11 protein-coding genes are annotated in these 15088 nt (G+C 68.3%); 9 read left to right on the top strand and 2 right to left on the bottom strand.

Annotated elements, in window-relative coordinates:
* Positions 1–232: 232 nt before the first annotated feature.
* Positions 233–925 carry a choice-of-anchor N protein gene (locus VFE28_06155; protein HZM15566.1) on the bottom strand — a complete coding sequence of 231 codons (693 nt, stop codon included), beginning with the start codon at positions 923–925 and terminating at the stop codon, positions 233–235.
* A 171-nt stretch (positions 926–1096) separates the two neighbouring features.
* Positions 1097–2608 (bottom strand): oligosaccharide flippase family protein, encoded by a 1512-nt coding sequence (locus tag VFE28_06150; protein HZM15565.1) that lies wholly within the window; start codon positions 2606–2608, stop codon positions 1097–1099.
* Between the two features lie 391 nt (positions 2609–2999).
* Between VFE28_06150 and VFE28_06145 the strand changes: the two genes are divergently transcribed.
* The 9 genes from VFE28_06145 to VFE28_06105 all read left to right on the top strand — a co-directional run.
* The gene (locus VFE28_06145; protein HZM15564.1) at positions 3000–4724 is read left to right on the top strand and encodes a DUF2341 domain-containing protein; all 1725 of its coding nucleotides are present in this window, start codon (positions 3000–3002) and stop codon (positions 4722–4724) included.
* A 105-nt stretch (positions 4725–4829) separates the two neighbouring features.
* Complete coding sequence (locus VFE28_06140) at positions 4830–6020, top strand: Glu/Leu/Phe/Val dehydrogenase dimerization domain-containing protein (GenBank protein ID HZM15563.1); 1191 nt, start codon at positions 4830–4832, stop codon at positions 6018–6020.
* A complete protein-coding gene (locus tag VFE28_06135; protein ID HZM15562.1) occupies positions 6017–7015 on the top strand; it encodes a GNAT family N-acetyltransferase in 999 nt (332 codons plus the stop codon). The genes VFE28_06140 and VFE28_06135 overlap by 4 nt, the downstream gene beginning before the upstream one ends.
* Before the next feature lie 35 nt (positions 7016–7050).
* A complete protein-coding gene (locus VFE28_06130) occupies positions 7051–8190 on the top strand; it encodes a hypothetical protein (protein ID HZM15561.1) in 1140 nt (379 codons plus the stop codon).
* 10 nt (positions 8191–8200) lie between these two features.
* Positions 8201–9334: a UDP-N-acetylglucosamine 2-epimerase (non-hydrolyzing) gene (gene wecB, locus VFE28_06125; GenBank protein ID HZM15560.1), complete on the top strand. Its 1134-nt coding sequence runs from the start codon at positions 8201–8203 to the stop codon at positions 9332–9334.
* Positions 9334–10599, top strand: coding sequence for a glycosyltransferase (locus VFE28_06120; protein HZM15559.1), 1266 nt, complete (start codon positions 9334–9336; stop codon positions 10597–10599). The genes wecB and VFE28_06120 overlap by 1 nt, the downstream gene beginning before the upstream one ends.
* A gap of 110 nt (positions 10600–10709) precedes the next feature.
* Positions 10710–12743 carry a hypothetical protein gene (locus VFE28_06115; protein HZM15558.1) on the top strand — a complete coding sequence of 678 codons (2034 nt, stop codon included), beginning with the start codon at positions 10710–10712 and terminating at the stop codon, positions 12741–12743.
* Positions 12744–12938: 195 nt separating this feature from the next.
* Positions 12939–14699, top strand: a complete 1761-nt coding sequence (locus VFE28_06110; GenBank protein HZM15557.1) for a FlgD immunoglobulin-like domain containing protein — start codon at positions 12939–12941, stop codon at positions 14697–14699.
* A gap of 138 nt (positions 14700–14837) precedes the next feature.
* On the top strand, positions 14838–15088 hold a 251-nt coding region (locus VFE28_06105; GenBank protein ID HZM15556.1), incomplete at its 3' end, for a hypothetical protein.

Below are 15088 nucleotides of genomic sequence, written 5' to 3'. Positions count from 1 at the left end.
GAACTTGCCCCGGATGGACTTCTCGGCAGGACTGTCGGTTGTGGCAACTTCCCCGACGCTCGAAGCGGCACGATGGCGCCACGATCCTCGTGACGCCATCGGCCTTGCTCGGTAGATATCAGTGATGACAGAAGTTACGCTGGAGCCACAGCATCACACCGGAACAGCAACCCAACTGTCGCCTAGACCGACAGATCGTGGAGTAGGCTGGATCCAGTGGCCTGGAGTGACCTCAGTTGCGCCGCTTCCTCCACACGAGGGTCGATCCCAAGAGCCCTGCTCCCAGCAACATGAGCGAGCCTGGCTCTGGAACGGGGCTGGCGGTAGCGTCGTGCGAGAATGGGGCCTTGAGCGCATGGTTGGCACCTTCGACGTGATTGAAGGCGTCGAAGTGGACCATGGTGTAACCTGTCATCACCACTCGATATACGTTGATCTGCCCTTGGTCGGGGAAGGTCGTCGGGAAGTTGTTGCTGAAGTCCCCGATGGGCGAGTCGGTCAAGGCGAAGTCGCCGAGCGCCCACTGCTGGAAGCTCGTTCCCGTGCCATAAATCCCGTGGCTCGGGAGCGTATGCCCGTCGCTCATGACCGGGAGGGTGCCGTCGCCGCCGACGCCCGCGACCAGCGAGGGGGCGGAAGAGATCGAGGGGTCGGTCACCAGGCTGCTCGTGGTCTGGGTCAGGGAGATAGTCCCTGTCCCGATTTCCGAGGTCAAGAAGGCGGCGGTGAGCTGCACATTCTCGATCGTGCCTGTGTGGCCTACGTCCCCGATCACCCAAAGCCTGAAATCGGTCGACGAGACGACCCAGCTCTCCGAGTCGGTGTCGTAAGTGGCCCCTTCAATATAGAGTTGCAACGCCGGGACGGCGTGCGCAGCGCTGCCCATGGCCACCAGGAGGCCAAGAGCGAGCCCGATTTGCCTCATCCTGAGTTTCATACTGAAATCCTTCTTCCAAGAAGTACCGATAAACTACCGAGCGCATGGGCCATTGCGCAAGCCGCATACCCAAAGTCAATTCGTTGATTTGATTCAAGATACACAATTTTGACGGGGGCCGAGTGTAACGGTTTCCGACACCCGAAGGGGTCTTCAACCTCAAGGGCGCCGACGTATCCGTGCCGCTACCCAGCGCCTTTCTTCTGGTCGCAGCGCCAAAAGCCACACGATGGCCACGTAGGCCAGGCAGGTGGATGTAGCCCCTGCCGCCAGGGCGAGCAACGAGCCCGTCCCGATGGCGCGCGCGATTCCCAGCGCCACCCCCAGACCGATCCCCCCGGCCAGCAATGGCTGCAGGTGGACACGCCGGATGAAAGCCGGCAAGGAAAGGTGGAGGAACCGACAGGTGTGGTGCGCGAACACCACCTGAGCCAGGACGGCGCCGAGGAGCACCCCCACGGCGACACCGGCGATGCCGAGGGGCTGCACCAGCACGATGCCCGTGAGGATGACGAGTCCCGAGGTGGCGGCCGAGACCTTCACCAGAAAGTCGAGGTGGCCGACGCCGATGAAGAAACGCCACAGCAAGGGTTGCAGGCTCTCCACCAGGGACGCCGCCGCGAGCAAGTAGAGCACGACGCGGCCGCGCTCGGCGTACGCCGGGCCATGCTCGGGGCCGAGCCAGAGGCCGATGAAGGGGGGCCCGAAGGCGAAGAGGAGCACCAGGATCGGCAACATGGCGAGAAGGACGTAGCGCGAATAGCGCAAGTAGACCGATTCGAGGAGCGCCCGCTCCTCCAGGCTGTGCAGCTCGCTGAAGAGCGGCATGAAGCCCGTGGTCAGGCCCCAGGTGATCTGCCGGCCGAAGTCCACCAGTCGCGCCGGGAAGGAGTAGAACGCCGTCGCCGCCGCGGACAACCCGGAGCTGATGATCATCGGCTGTGCATGGGTCGCCAAGCGCGATGTGGTGGCAGAGACGAAGATGCGGCTGCCGAAGCCGAGCAGCTCGCGGAACGAGCCCTGGTGCACCGCGCCGCGCTGCAGCCGGAGCTCTGGAAAGACCCTGCGGCAGACGCTGACGATGGCGCTCAAGGCGACGAGATCCGTGGCCAGCTTGATCGCGGCGAGGGTCAGGATGCCCCCAGGGCGCAGGAAGAGGACGAGGAGGAGCGCATTGGTGAGCCAGGTGCCGATGTCGATGAGGTTCTTGGCGTAGTACATCTGCCAGCCGTACAGAATTCCGGCGAACAGATAGGTCATGAACATGACGATGGCGTCGGCGGCGAGGACGGCGAAAAGCCAGCGCAGGTGCGGCACCTGGGCCAGATCGCTGACGAAGCGCGGCACCAGAGGCGGCACCACCGCCACCAGCACCAGGCCAGCGAGGCCGCCAGCGGCGAGGAAAAAGTACAGGGCGGCGCTCAGGAGCTCGCGTAGCTTGGGGATGTCGCCTCTCGCCTTGTAGTGCCCGACGAGCTTCACCACCGCCGGTTGCACCCCCATCTCCAGGATGCTGGCGTAGCCGATGAAGGAGAGAAGGAGCACCCAGAAGCCGTAGAGCGAATCCCCCAGGCTGCGGAGGATGAAGGGCGTGAGGGAGAAGGACACCACGAGCGACACGAAGTAACAGGAAACGTTCGAGATGGAGTTCACCGTGAGGCGGCGATGCATTCCCGCCCGCGGGCCTGGAGAAGCGCCGCCGGGCCGCGGCGCTGTGCTGCCCGCAGGACCTGCAGGTCCGGTGGACGCTGCCTGCTGGGACATTGCGGGCCTGCCCGGGAAGAAGGTGGCTGGAGGGAGCGCCCTCGAGGTGCGCCAGTGGGCGGAATGGCCACAGCTTGGCAGATGTCCAGCGCCGCGCCAAGCCCAGGATGAGGGCGGTGCAGCGCCAAGCCCATCGTCACGGTCCGCGCTTGGCCCGGTTGTCTCGCTCTGCCTCCATGGTGTCTAATTCATCCACCCACCATCGCGGTGCGAAAAGAGGATGGGCAGCTTCGCCACGCTGCCGAGAGGGTTGTCGCGCCTCTCGGGCAAGCGGCAGGCCGCCACGCCGGGAGGAATCGTGCGCCCCCGACCGTCTCGCCGTGCCTCGTTCCTGCTCCTCGCTCTCGGGGCTGCTGCCGCGAGCTGGAGCGGGCCGCACCCCACGCGGGGCGTCCCCGGGACGGACGACCTTCCGGACCCCTGGCTCGACGTGCGCTGGAGATACCGCACGAAGATCACCGTTTCCGGAACGCGGATCGTGGGCAACCGCGGCTTCGACGACTTCCCCGTCCTCCTCCAGCTCGGACCCGACGAGACGACCGTGTTCGACAAGACCCAGCCGGGAGGGGGCGACCTTGTCGTCACCGCCGGCGATGGGGTCACCGTGCTCAGCCGGCAGATCGCCTCCTGGAACGAGACGCGGCACGACGCCGAGGTGTGGTTCCGCGCCCCGGTGCTCTCCAAGGCGGAGCGCCAGTTCTATCTCTACTACGGCAACCCCGACACGACGCTGGCCGCAGCGGACGGCAGCGTCTGGTCGCCTGCTTACCTCGGCGTGTACCACTTCGCCGAAGATCCCGGCGCCGGCGTGCTACGGGATCACGGTTCGTGGGGCCACGATGCCCACGCCGGCGTCAATGCCCAGTACACGAGCAACGACACGATTGGTGGTGCGGTGGGGCAGGCCTGGCGCTTCAACGGCACCACCCACTGGATCGACGGCGATGCGATCCAATCCGCCGACAGCAGCTTCACCATCAGCGCCTGGTTCGCCTGCTGGAATCAATTGCGCCCGGAGGACGCCGACTTCGCCTTCTCCGCCGAAGAGGGCTTCTGGCATCTCTCGGCCAAGCGCAACAGCCAGCAACGAGTGCCGGACTTCGCTGGCGGCGGGGCCTACACCTGGGGCCCCTCGCCGTTGCCAGACACGCTGCTGCATCACTACGTCTGGGCCATGGACGGGGTCGCGGACACCATTCGCTTTTACTACGACGGCGTGGAGCAGCCGCCCGTCCTGCATGGCGGCCCGGGCGGGCGCGCTTACCGGGGCCGGCAGATTCTCGGCGAAGTCGGCATCGCCAGCCCTCTCTTCGGCAACCACTTCGATCTCATGGAAGGCATCGTCGACGAGTTCCGCGTGCAGACAGGCGTCCTCTCGCCCGAATGGATCGAGACGGAGTACAAGAACATGGCCGACCCGGCGGGCTTCGTCGTCTTCGGGCCCGAAGACGACGTGACGCCGGTGCATCTCCTCTCCTTCACCGCGGCGCGGGGAACCGAGGGCGCCGTGCTGCGCTGGACGGTGCAGTCCCAGGTGCCGGACCTGCTTGGCTTCCACGTGCACCGAGGCGACGACGGTGTGCCGCGGCAGCGCCTCACCACGACGCTCCTCGTGGGGGACCTGGACTACGTCTTCGTCGACCCGCAGCCGCCGCCGACAGCGTCGGAGTATTGGCTCGCCGAATGGCTGACCACGGGCGCCATCGTTTGGCATGGTCCGGCGCTACTTGCCGGGGCGCGGCGCCTCGAGCTCTTCCTGGCCCCGAACACTCCGAACCCCTTCACCGCCAGCACCCGCTTCGACTTCCACCTGGCCGAGCCGGGACCGGTACGCCTCGATGTCTACGATGTGGCGGGCCGACTGGTGGCCCGGCTCGTCGCCGGATCCTTGCCGGCAGGGGAGCACGGCATCGCCTGGAACGGTCGCGACGACCAGGGAGCGTTCGTGCCCTCGGGGGTCTACTTCTGCAAGCTCGAGAGCGGCGGCGCGGCGGTCACCCGCAAGCTGCTCTTGAACCGCTAGACTCGCCCCACCAAGGTCAGCGGACAGCGCCGCCAGTGCTGGCGGCCGCCAGTGATCGCGCCGCGCTGAGGTGGACCCCCCGGCACGAGGCGAGGAGCGCCCTCCGTGAATTCCTGCATGACCATCCGTGTCCACGGCGACGGCTACGAGGGTTTCGTCGTCGTGGACAGCATCGTGGGCGACACCAGCGCCGGCGGTGTGCGCATCGTTCCGGACCTGGAGCTGGAGGAGATCGGCGCTCTGGCGCGGGAGATGACCTACAAGTACGCCCTCTTCCGCCTGCCCCGCGGCGGGGCCAAGGCTGGTGTGCGCCTGGCGGCGCATCTGGATCGGGAGGGGCGGTTGCAGGCGCTGCAGGACTTCGGGCGCAAGCTCGGACCGGTGCTGCGCACCGGGACCTACAACCCGGGCATGGACATGAACTGCGGGCCCGAGGAACTGCGGGCCATCTACCGCGGCGCCGGCATCCAACTCGGCGAGGTCACGGACACTTCCTACTTCACCGCACTCGGAGTGCACCAGGCGCTCGAAGCGTGCGCCGCCGCGCTCGGGGGCGAAGCACCGCTCACCCTCGTCATCGAAGGCTTCGGCAGCGTGGCCCGGCACCTGGCGGCGCGGCTCGACGCGCGCTATCGCATCGTCGGTCTGGCCACGGTCGCCGGCGCGGTGTTGCAGCCCGCTGGTTTCGACGCCCGCCGTCTCGCCACGCTGCGCGCCGAGGGGGGTGACGCCTTCGTCACCGCTCTGGAAGGGGAGAAGGTGGATGCCGCGACGCTGCGTGCGGCGGCGGCGGACATCTTCGTCCCGGCGGCGCGCACTGGTGCTCTCACCCTGGAGGTGGCACCGCGTCTCCGTGTCCGCGCCGTCGTCCCCATCGCCAACGCGCCCTACGCGGCGGGCGTCGTGGAAGTGCTGCACGAGCGCGGCATCGTCTGTTTGCCGGGCTACGTGGTCAACGTGGGCGGCGTGCTCGCTTCCTCCCTCTTCGACCAGGGGGTGCCCCCGGCGGCGATCGAGGCCCTCTTCGCCGGGCGTTACCGGCGCATCGTGAGCGGATTGCTGAGCGCCGCGGCTCGCCGCGGTGTTCCCGTCACCGTTCTGGCGGCGGAGCTGGCGGCGCGGGAGTTCCCGGGACGGAACCGGCCGCGGCAGCGCTCGCTGCCCCGGCGCGTCTACGAGCGCTTCCTGCGCCGGCGCCTGCCGCGGCGGCTGCGCGGCGCCCTGGCGCTGCGGCGCTGCGCGCGCGCCCTCGACGCCTTGCAAGCCGAGATCGGCAGCGCGGGAGTTCCGGCGTGAGCATCGAGTCCATGGAAACGACGGTGCGGGTGGAAACGCCGCGCACGCTGTCTGCACCCGAGTGGCTCGAGCGCGTGTCGCGCTGCCATGGCAATCCCTTGCATCTGGTGGCACCGCACCTGGTGGAGAACGAAGCGACGGCGATCCGTCTCCTCGTCTTCGAGCAGGAGCAGGAGGTCGTCGCCGTCGCTCCCGCGGTGGAAAGACGGCCCCGGCGCCTGGGTTTGCCGCTCGGACGCCCGGTGCTGACCTTGCCCACGACGCCGGCGCTGCGCCAGGCCGCCCAGGCCCCAGCGGTGCTGGAAGCGCTGCTCCAAGAAGCGAAACGCTCGGGCTACACCCGCCTCGTCATCCAAGCGCAGTCGAGCGCCCACTTGGAGGCCCACGCCCTCTGCGCCCGCCATGCGACGCCGACCTTGGTGGAGTTCGTCCTGGATCTGCAGCGGCCCTTCGAAACCATTCTGGCGGGAATGCACAAGGTGCACCGCAAGAACATGCGGCGCGCCGAGGCGCGCGGTTTGGTGATCGAGGCGGAGGCGAGTCCCGCCAGCCTCGAGCGCCTGCGGGACATGCAAGGCGTCTCGGCGCAACGGGCCTCCGAGCGCGAGCACGGCTTCGTGGTGCGGGATGCCGAATACTTCCGCCGTGCCTTCGAGCACGTGTACGCCCACGGCCCGGGGACCGTGCTCTTCGCCCGCCGCGGCGGCGAGTACCTGGCCGGGCTGGCGTATCTGGCGGCTGCGGGCCGGGCGCTCACCGTGCGCAGCGGTTCCTTCCCCGCGGGCTACGAGACCGATGCCATGTATCTTCTGCATCGCGAGATGATCCGCTCGCTCCTGGCGCAAGGCGTCGTCGAGCTCAACCTGGGTGGCGTCCCGGTGGCGGCGGCGGAGGCGACGCACCCGCAGCACGGGTTGTTCGAATTCAAGAAGGGTTTCGGCGGCCGCGAGGTGACGCGGCTGAGCCTGGACCTGCCGCTGGCGGCGCTGCCGTGATGCGGCTGGCGGCGGTTTCTCGCGGAGGCGAGGCGATGCTCCTGGAACGCGAGCGGGAACGCCTGCGCGAGCATTGGCGCCGGCGGCGTCCGCCGGTGGATGCCGCCACCCACGCCGCCGCTGCGGTCGGCTGGCTACATCGCGCCCAGGACGCCAACGGCGACGGCGGCGTGAGTCACAGCTATCTCCTCGGCAAGGGTTGGATGCGTTCGTATCCCGAGACCACGGGTTACATCATCCCGACGCTGCTCAATTGGAGCGCCAGCACCGGCGACGCCGATTCCCGCCGGCGCGCTCTCGACATGGCCCGCTGGGAACTGCAGGTGCAGCAGCAGAGCGGTGCCATCCCCAACTTGACCGACGGCCAACCGGTGGTGTTCGACACCGGGCAGGTGCTCTTCGGCTGGCTCAGCGCCCACGGCGCGACGGGGGAAGCGTCGTTCCTGCACGCCGCGCGCCGGGGCGGTGACTGGCTGCTCGCGGTGCTCGACGCCGATGGCGTCTGGCGGCACAGCGCCGATGCCGGCGGCCCCGGACGCACGTACAATGTCTGCGTCGCTTGGGCCTTGCTCGCCTTGACGGAGGCCAGTGGTGAGCCGCGCTATGGCGACGCGGTGCGCCGCTTCCTCGCCTGGACTCTGGAGCAGGAGCGCGAGCACGGCTGGTTCGAACGCAACTGTTTGAACGACGACACGGCGCCGCTCCTGCACACCATTGCCTACACCGCCCGGGGACAGCTGGAGTGCGGCGTCCGCCTCGGCGACGCGGCTCTGGTGGCGGCGGCGTCGCGCACCGCGGCGGCGCTGGCGGCGCAGGTGGACGCCCGCGGCAGGCTGGCCGGGCGCTTCGCTCGCGGCTGGCGGCCGGCGGCACGCTGGGCCTGCCTCACCGGGATGGCGCAGATGTCCATCGTCTGGCGGCGACTGCAGGAGCTGCAGGCGGTGAGCGACAAGGAAGCCGCCACCGGCGTGGCGGCGGCGCGGCGGGTGAACGACTTTCTCTGTCGCACCCAGGACCGGAGCGCGGCGAACGGCGGCTTGCGCGGCGGCATCCGTGGTTCCTATCCGATCCAGGGCGACTACGGACGTTACCGGGTGCTCAACTGGGCGACGAAGTATTTCATCGACGCGCTGCTCTACGAGTTGCCGCAGCGCCACGTTCCCTTCCCGTACTGAGGCGGGGCGCATGACGCAACGACGCAAGATCCTGGCGATCTTCGGCACCCGACCCGAGGTCATCAAGATGGGTCCGGTGGTGGAAGCGCTGCGCGCCGATGGCGCCTTCACGGTGGTGACGCTGGCGACGGCCCAGCACCGGGAAATGCTGGACGACATGCTGCGCGTCTTCGGGATCGTTCCCGACCACGACCTGGACATCATGACTCCGGACCAACGGGTCGTCGACGTGACCGCCCAATGCCTCCTGGGCATCGACGCAGTGCTGCGCCAGGAGAAGCCGGACCTGGCGCTGGTCCAGGGCGACACCACCACGGTGCTGGCAGCGGCGCTGGCTTGTCATTACAACCGCATCCCCGTGGGCCACGTGGAGGCCGGTTTGCGCACCGCCGACAAGTACGCCCCCTTCCCGGAGGAGATGAACCGCCGTGTCGCCGGAGCCTTGGCGGACCTGCACTTCGCCCCCACGGCGCAGGCGCGGGAGAACTTGCGCCGCGAAGGCGTGCCGGAGGCGGCGATCCTGATCACCGGCAACACCGTCGTCGACGCGGTGCTGCACATCGCCGCCAAGCCGCCGGATCCCAACGATGCGGTGCTGCAACGCATCGCTCGCTTCGCCGACGGCGTCGGCCGGCTGCTGCTGGTGACAGCGCATCGGCGCGAGAGCTTCGGAGCGCCCCTCCGCGGCGTTTGTCAGGCCCTGCTCCGGATCCTGGAGACGCACCCGGACGCCGGTCTCGTCTTCCCCGTGCATCCGAACCCCAACGTGCGGCACACGGTGCACGAACTTCTCGGCGCCCAGTCCCGGGTGCTGCTGCTCGAGCCCCTGGACTACCTGCAGTTCGTCCAGGTCATGCGTCGCGCCACGCTCATCCTCACCGACTCGGGGGGCGTGCAGGAGGAAGCACCGTCGCTCGGGAAGCCCGTGCTGGTGCTGCGCGACAAGACCGAGCGCCCCGAGGGCATCCAGGCCGGCGTGGCCCTGCTCGTCGGCACCGACCCGGAGCGCATCGTCGCCGAAGCCACCCGGCTCCTGGCCGCGCCTCCCGGCGCCGACGAACGGCTGCGGCAGCAGAACCCCTACGGCGACGGCCACGCCGCCCCGCGCATCGTGCAGGCGATCCGCGCCCACCTGGGGCTGTGATGCGCGTTCTCGCCATCCTGTACTGCTATCCGCCGCTCCTCGTCCCCGCCGCCATCTGCTACCTCAAGCTGGTGCTCGGCCTGCGGCAGCACGGCGTGGAGGTGGAGATCGTGACCATCACGGCGGAATCGTTCAGCGCCCCCGGCGGCACGGTCATGCGCGATACCGCCTTGGCGCGCGTGGCTCCTCCCGGTGTGGTGGAGCATCGCTTCGCCTCCCCGGAGACCAGCCTGGGAGTGCGGCTGCTGAAGCGCCTCGACCGGCGGCGGCGCTTCGTCTATCGCTTCCTGGAACCGAAGAAGCGCGAGTGGCTGTGGCCGGCGGGGCGTGCCCTGCGCCGCCAGGATCTGGGGCGCTTCGACGTCGTCCTCAGCTGCTCGCAGCCGCACGCGAATCATCTGCTCGGCATGGATTTGCAACGGCGGGCGGGTTTGCCCTGGGTGGCCTACTTCAGCGATCCCTGGTCGGACAACCCGTATGCGATGTTCGCCTCGGAGCGCGTAGCGCGGCACAATCGCGCCCTGGAGGATCGGGTGCTGGCCGCGGCCGACCGGGTGCTCTTCACCTCGGAGGAGATGCGGCGTCTGGTGCTGACGAAGCATCCGGTGCTCGAGGCGGCGAAGACCGGTGTGCTGCCCCATGCCTTCGTTCCCGAGTGGTACGGCGGCGCCGGCGACAGCAGCGCCGGCGCCTCTCCCGTCCGGATCCTGCATACAGGGCATTTCTACGGGCCGCGAACGCCGGGGCCCCTCATCGACGCTCTCTCACGCCTGCAGGCGCGGGGCGCTCTGGCGGGCCGACTCACCCTCAGTTCCTACGGCACCATGCCGGATTCCTATGCGCATTTGGTGCGGGAGCGTGGTTTGCAGGAGATTCTGCGTCTCGAGAGCACGGTGCCCTATCTCGACTCCCTGGCACTCATGCGCGCCCACGACGTTCTCCTCCTGGTGGACGCGAAGCTGAGCCAAGGGACGGAGAGCGTCTTCTTGCCCTCGAAGCTGGTGGACTACCTGGGTGCCGGCAGGCCGATCCTCGCCCTCACCCCGGCCGCAGGCGCTTCGGCACGAGTGGTGCGGGAAGTGGGCGGCATGGTCTGCGACATCGAGGACGCCGGCGCCATCGACCGAGCCCTCGAGTCCCTGGCAGCTGCAGGGTGTCCCGCACCGCCGCGTCCCCAGGCGGTCGAGGCCTACGAAGTGTCGCGCGTCGCGGGTCGCTGCATCGAGACGCTCGAGGCCTTGCTCCGTGAACGCCGGTGCCGCTGAGGAAATCCTGGCATCGAGCGCGGACACGGCAGTAACATTCTCGCCGCCAGCGCCGGGTCGCCCCTGCCACGGCGCCGCTCCGCATCGATCTTCATCCCCGAGGTTCACCCATGGTGTGCCGCGCTGCGGCGGTGCGCGCTCTGCCGTTCCTCCTCGTCCTGCTCGCCGTGGCAGCGCAGGGAGAGAAGAACGCACCCCGCACCGAGACGGACCTCGGCCTGCGCCACGGCGTCCTCTGGTACTCGAGCGCTCGGGACGAAGCCATTCTGCAGCGGGCGGTGGCGCGTTACGAGGTCGGCGTGACCGGGAAGGGGGATGGCGCCGACGCCCAGCGGGCAGAGATGAAGGTCTTGGACCCGAGCTTCCGCTGGTACGTCTACAACTCGGGGACGGACAACTACGTGACCTCGGAGACGGGGACGCCGGAGCACGATCTGCTGCTGTCGCTGGCCGCGAGCCGAGGCTGGAACGTGGAGGAGGCCTACCTCCATTACTGGGACGACACGCGCGTGGTCCTGGAGGAGGACACGGTGCTGATCCGCGGCTGGGGTGGCGGGAGTGCGGTGACCCCGGCCGAGGCGCGCATTCCCGTCTACTACCGCAATCTGAGCCGGCGGGCGGTGCATTGCGCCACCCGCCGGGCGGCGCAGCTGCATCGGGAAGCCATGGTGCGCTTGGCGTTCGAGACCCCGTTCGAGGGCTCGAACGTCTACCCGGACGGGATCTTCCTGGACAATTCGACGGCGCAATTCTTCAACTATGGCTCCATCGTGAGCGGCGGTCACGTGCGGGAGACGCCGGGGCACCTGCTGATCGGCAGCTGGGAGTTCGCCGACTGGCATTGGAATTCGAACTACGGCCCCTTCCTCACCTCTTTGAAAGACACGATGCAGGTGGCGGCAAGCTGGTCCCCGGACCGGCAGCGGAAGTATCTGATGCTGAACGTGGCCAACATCTGGGACGACGGTTACGTCACCCGAGATGCGGCGGACGTGCTGTTCATGGAGTTCCAGTACAACGCGGTGCGGAGCTTCGGGACCGGGATGGTGGACGAGGCGTACCGCCGGGACGTGCTGGCGTCGTCGGCAGGGATCGAGTGCTTCTACGCCGCCACGATGACGCGGAGCGTGTCGGGTCGCGTCGGGCAGTACAGCTACGCCGAGACCCTGCTCGGGAACCTGGCCTGGTATCTGGTGACGCGGACGCCGGGGACGTACTTCTACGAGATGGGGACGAGCGCGCCGAGCGCCGCGGGGTGGGACACGCTCACCTGGCGCGGTTGCCTCGACGTGGCCAACCGGGAGCTGGGGCCGGCAGTGGGGGCGCCGTACACGCTGGCGAACGGGACGGATCCCCTGGGGAACGAGTACGTGGTGAAGGCGCGGGATTACGAACGCGGCATGGTGGTGCTGCGCAACCGTGGAAGTTATGACGAAGGCATCGAGACCGGGGCCGCGGTGAAGGTGAGCTTGCCGCGGTCGCTCTCGCCGGTGAGCCCGGCGGGGAAGACGGGGTCGTTCGTACACTCGGTGACGCTACGGAACGGCCAGGGGATGCTGTTCCTGGATCACGCGGTGGCAGTGGAGCTGGAGAGCTTCGCGGTCGAGCGGTTGGCAACGGGAGGCGCCGCGCTGCACTGGGTGGTGCGGGAAGCGAGCGCGGATCATCAGGGGTTCCATGTCTACCGAGGCGACGAACAGAATCCGCGGCAGCGGTTGACGGGAGAGTTGCTGCACGGCTCGCGGGAGTACACCTACGTGGACACGACGGCGCCGGAGACCGAGGCGTACTACTGGTTGGCGGAGGCGACGGAGTCGGGCGCGGTGCAGTGGTACGGGCCAGTGGAGCTGCGAGGATTGCCGTCTTCTGTGGTTTGGCTGTCCATGGGCGAGCCAAGCCCGTTCCGGGGGGAGACGACGATCCGTTTCGGCCTGGAGTCGGGGGGCCGGGCGGAGCTCAGGGTGTATGACGTGCGGGGTCGCGAGGTGCAGCGGTTGTATTCGGGAAGGGGTGATGGCCGGAGCCACGCGGTGACGTGGCGCGGCGAGGACCAGAGCGGCCGGCAAGTGTCGCCGGGCGTCTACTTCTACCGACTCGAGACCCCGGCGCGGGTCCTCATGCGCAAGCTGCAGCGGCTGCGGTGAGCCCCGGCGCGAGCGGCGTCTCGGCGCTATACGCAGGAGCGACCCCGGACTGGTCTCGCGCTCCTCTTCTCGTTTCTCCCGACCTCGTCACGCCGCCGCGAGCGAGCGTGCATGGTTTATGCAGATTCCCGACGGGCTCACGTCTCGCGCGCCGATTCCGTCCGGGTCGAACCCGGTGACCGACGAGGTATTCGCATGCGCCGTCCGCTGCTCTCGAGTCTCCGGGTCCTGATCGCCTCGTTGTGCTGCCTGGTGGTATCCAGAGCACCTGCTGGCACGAGCCCAGCCACCGTCACCTCCCGAGCCAGCTTGGCGGGCGAGGGTACGGACGGAGCGCGCCTCGCCGCCGGCTGGTACGGCTCGGGATGGAGGCATCGGGTCAAGATCACGGCGAATCCGGCTCTGGTGCAGGGGACCCTCCTGGATTTCCCCCTCCTCGTCGACGGCAGCAGCCTGACGAGCGTCTTCGCCCGCGCCAAGGCCGACGGCAGCGACATCCTCATCACCAAGCGCGATGGGGTCACACGCCTCGACCACGAGATCGTGGGCTACGATGCGGGCGCACACAAAGCAGAGATCTGGTTCGCCGCCGACAGCCTGTCGGCTTCGGTGCGCGAGTTCTTCATCTACTACGACAACCCCGGCGCCACCGTCTCCCCGGCTGGTTCGGTGTGGAACGGCGCCTACGCCGCGGTCTATCACTTCGAGGAGGACCCGGGTCTCGGCACGCTGCAGGACTACACCGCCGGCGCCCACGACGCCAACGCCCGCAATGCCGCCGCCGCTTGGACCAGCGGCGACGTGATGGCCGGCCAGTGCGGCCAGGCTTGGCGCTTCAACGGCACCACCCACTTCATCAACACCCGGGCCATTCGCATCCCGGACAGCACCTATGTGATCAGCGCCTGGCTCCGGCACACCACGCGCACCACGGACTTCACCTTTCAGTCCAACCCCAACTTCTGGCACGTCTCGTCGCAGACGAACAACATCGTGCAGCGGCCGCACTACAACCTGGCGAATCCCTGGCGCGACCTGCGCTGGGATCCGACGCCGATACCGCTCAACGAGTTCCATTACTTCACCTGGGTGTTCGACGGCGTCGCCGACACGGTCTACTTCTACTGGGACGGCGAGAGGCAGCCGGCCACGCCCTGGGCCGCCGACCCGGGGGTGACGCACTTCTACACCGGGATACCCATCAATCCGGCGGGCAACTTCGACGTGGGCATCTGCGGCCCCATGTACTGGAATGGCGACGACCTCATGACCGGGGCGGGCGACGAGTTCCGCATCAGCTCGGGACTGCACGGGGCGGCCTGGATCGGCACGGAGTACGCGAACCAGCGCGACCCAGGGACTTTCTTCACCGCCGCTGCGGAAGAGAGTGGGACGCCGGTCACCCTGCAATCCTTCACCGCGGTGCGGACGAGCGCCGGGGCTCTGCTCCGCTGGCAGGTCGTCTCGCCCTCCGCCGACCACCTGGGCTTCCGTGTCCACCGGGACGACGGCGCGGTGCCGTGGACGCTGGTCAGCACCGGCCTCCTCTCGGGTCAGGAAACCTACGAATGGCTCGATCCCCAATCGCCGGCCAGTAGCACCGACTACTGGCTCGCGGAGGAAACGAGCAGCGGCCGCACCTTCTGGTACGGGCCGGCCGTCCTGGCGCCGGCGCTGGCAGAGGCTCTCGTGCTCGAACCGAGTCGTCCCAATCCCATCCTCGACACGACGACGCTCCGCTTCAGCACCGGTCGCGCCGGTGGCGTGCAGCTGCGCGTCATCGACGTGCGTGGTCGCGAGGTGCGCCGTCTCTTCGACGCGGTGGCGGATCCTGGCCACTACGTCGTGCACTGGGACGGACGCGATGATCAGGGACAGCGTCTGCGCGCGGGAATTTACATCCTGCGTCTGGACGGTCCAGAAGGGACGCGTGCACGTAAGCTCCTTCTGATGTAAACAGCGTGATCGCGACCCACCTTTCCAGAATCCCTTCAACCGCCATTCCGAAGCCGGGACGCCCATCGCGAGGGAGTCCGCTCCCTTGTCTGGCACGGTCAGTGCATGACTTGGGTGAAAAACCCAAGAGGTCCGATCATGCGCCCTCACACTTCCGCACGAATGACGATCCTGTCGACAGTGATGCTGTGCTCGCTCGTTCCCTGCGACGTCCGGTCTGCAGAAAGCAATCTGAATCACGGCGTGGTGTGGTACGCCAACGCTCCGAATCAAACCGTCCTGCAGACTGCGGCGCAGCGCTACGAGGTCGGGGTGACCGGAAAGGGCGATGGCGGCGACGCCCAGCGGGCGTCGATGAAGGCATTGAACCCGAGCTTCCGCTGGTTCGT

It is taken from the genome of Candidatus Krumholzibacteriia bacterium, assembly GCA_035649275.1.
In the GTDB taxonomy this organism is placed as follows: Bacteria; Krumholzibacteriota; Krumholzibacteriia.
The sequence above is the reverse complement of the archived record's forward strand: the minus strand, read 5'-3'. Positions and strand labels throughout refer to the sequence as shown.

Bases quoted from the DNA above. Each gene is read 5' to 3' on its own strand.
- VFE28_06150 (HZM15565.1), bottom strand. From the start codon at position 2,608: ATGCATCGCCGCCTCACGGTGAACTCCATCTCGAACGTTTCCTGTTAC.
- VFE28_06120 (HZM15559.1), top strand. From the start codon at position 9,334: ATGCGCGTTCTCGCCATCCTGTACTGCTATCCGCCGCTCCTCGTCCCC.
- VFE28_06155 (HZM15566.1), bottom strand. From the start codon at position 925: ATGAGGCAAATCGGGCTCGCTCTTGGCCTCCTGGTGGCCATGGGCAGC.
- VFE28_06110 (HZM15557.1), top strand. From the start codon at position 12,939: ATGCGCCGTCCGCTGCTCTCGAGTCTCCGGGTCCTGATCGCCTCGTTG.
- VFE28_06115 (HZM15558.1), top strand. From the start codon at position 10,710: ATGGTGTGCCGCGCTGCGGCGGTGCGCGCTCTGCCGTTCCTCCTCGTC.
- VFE28_06130 (HZM15561.1), top strand. From the start codon at position 7,051: ATGCTCCTGGAACGCGAGCGGGAACGCCTGCGCGAGCATTGGCGCCGG.
- wecB (HZM15560.1), top strand. From the start codon at position 8,201: ATGACGCAACGACGCAAGATCCTGGCGATCTTCGGCACCCGACCCGAG.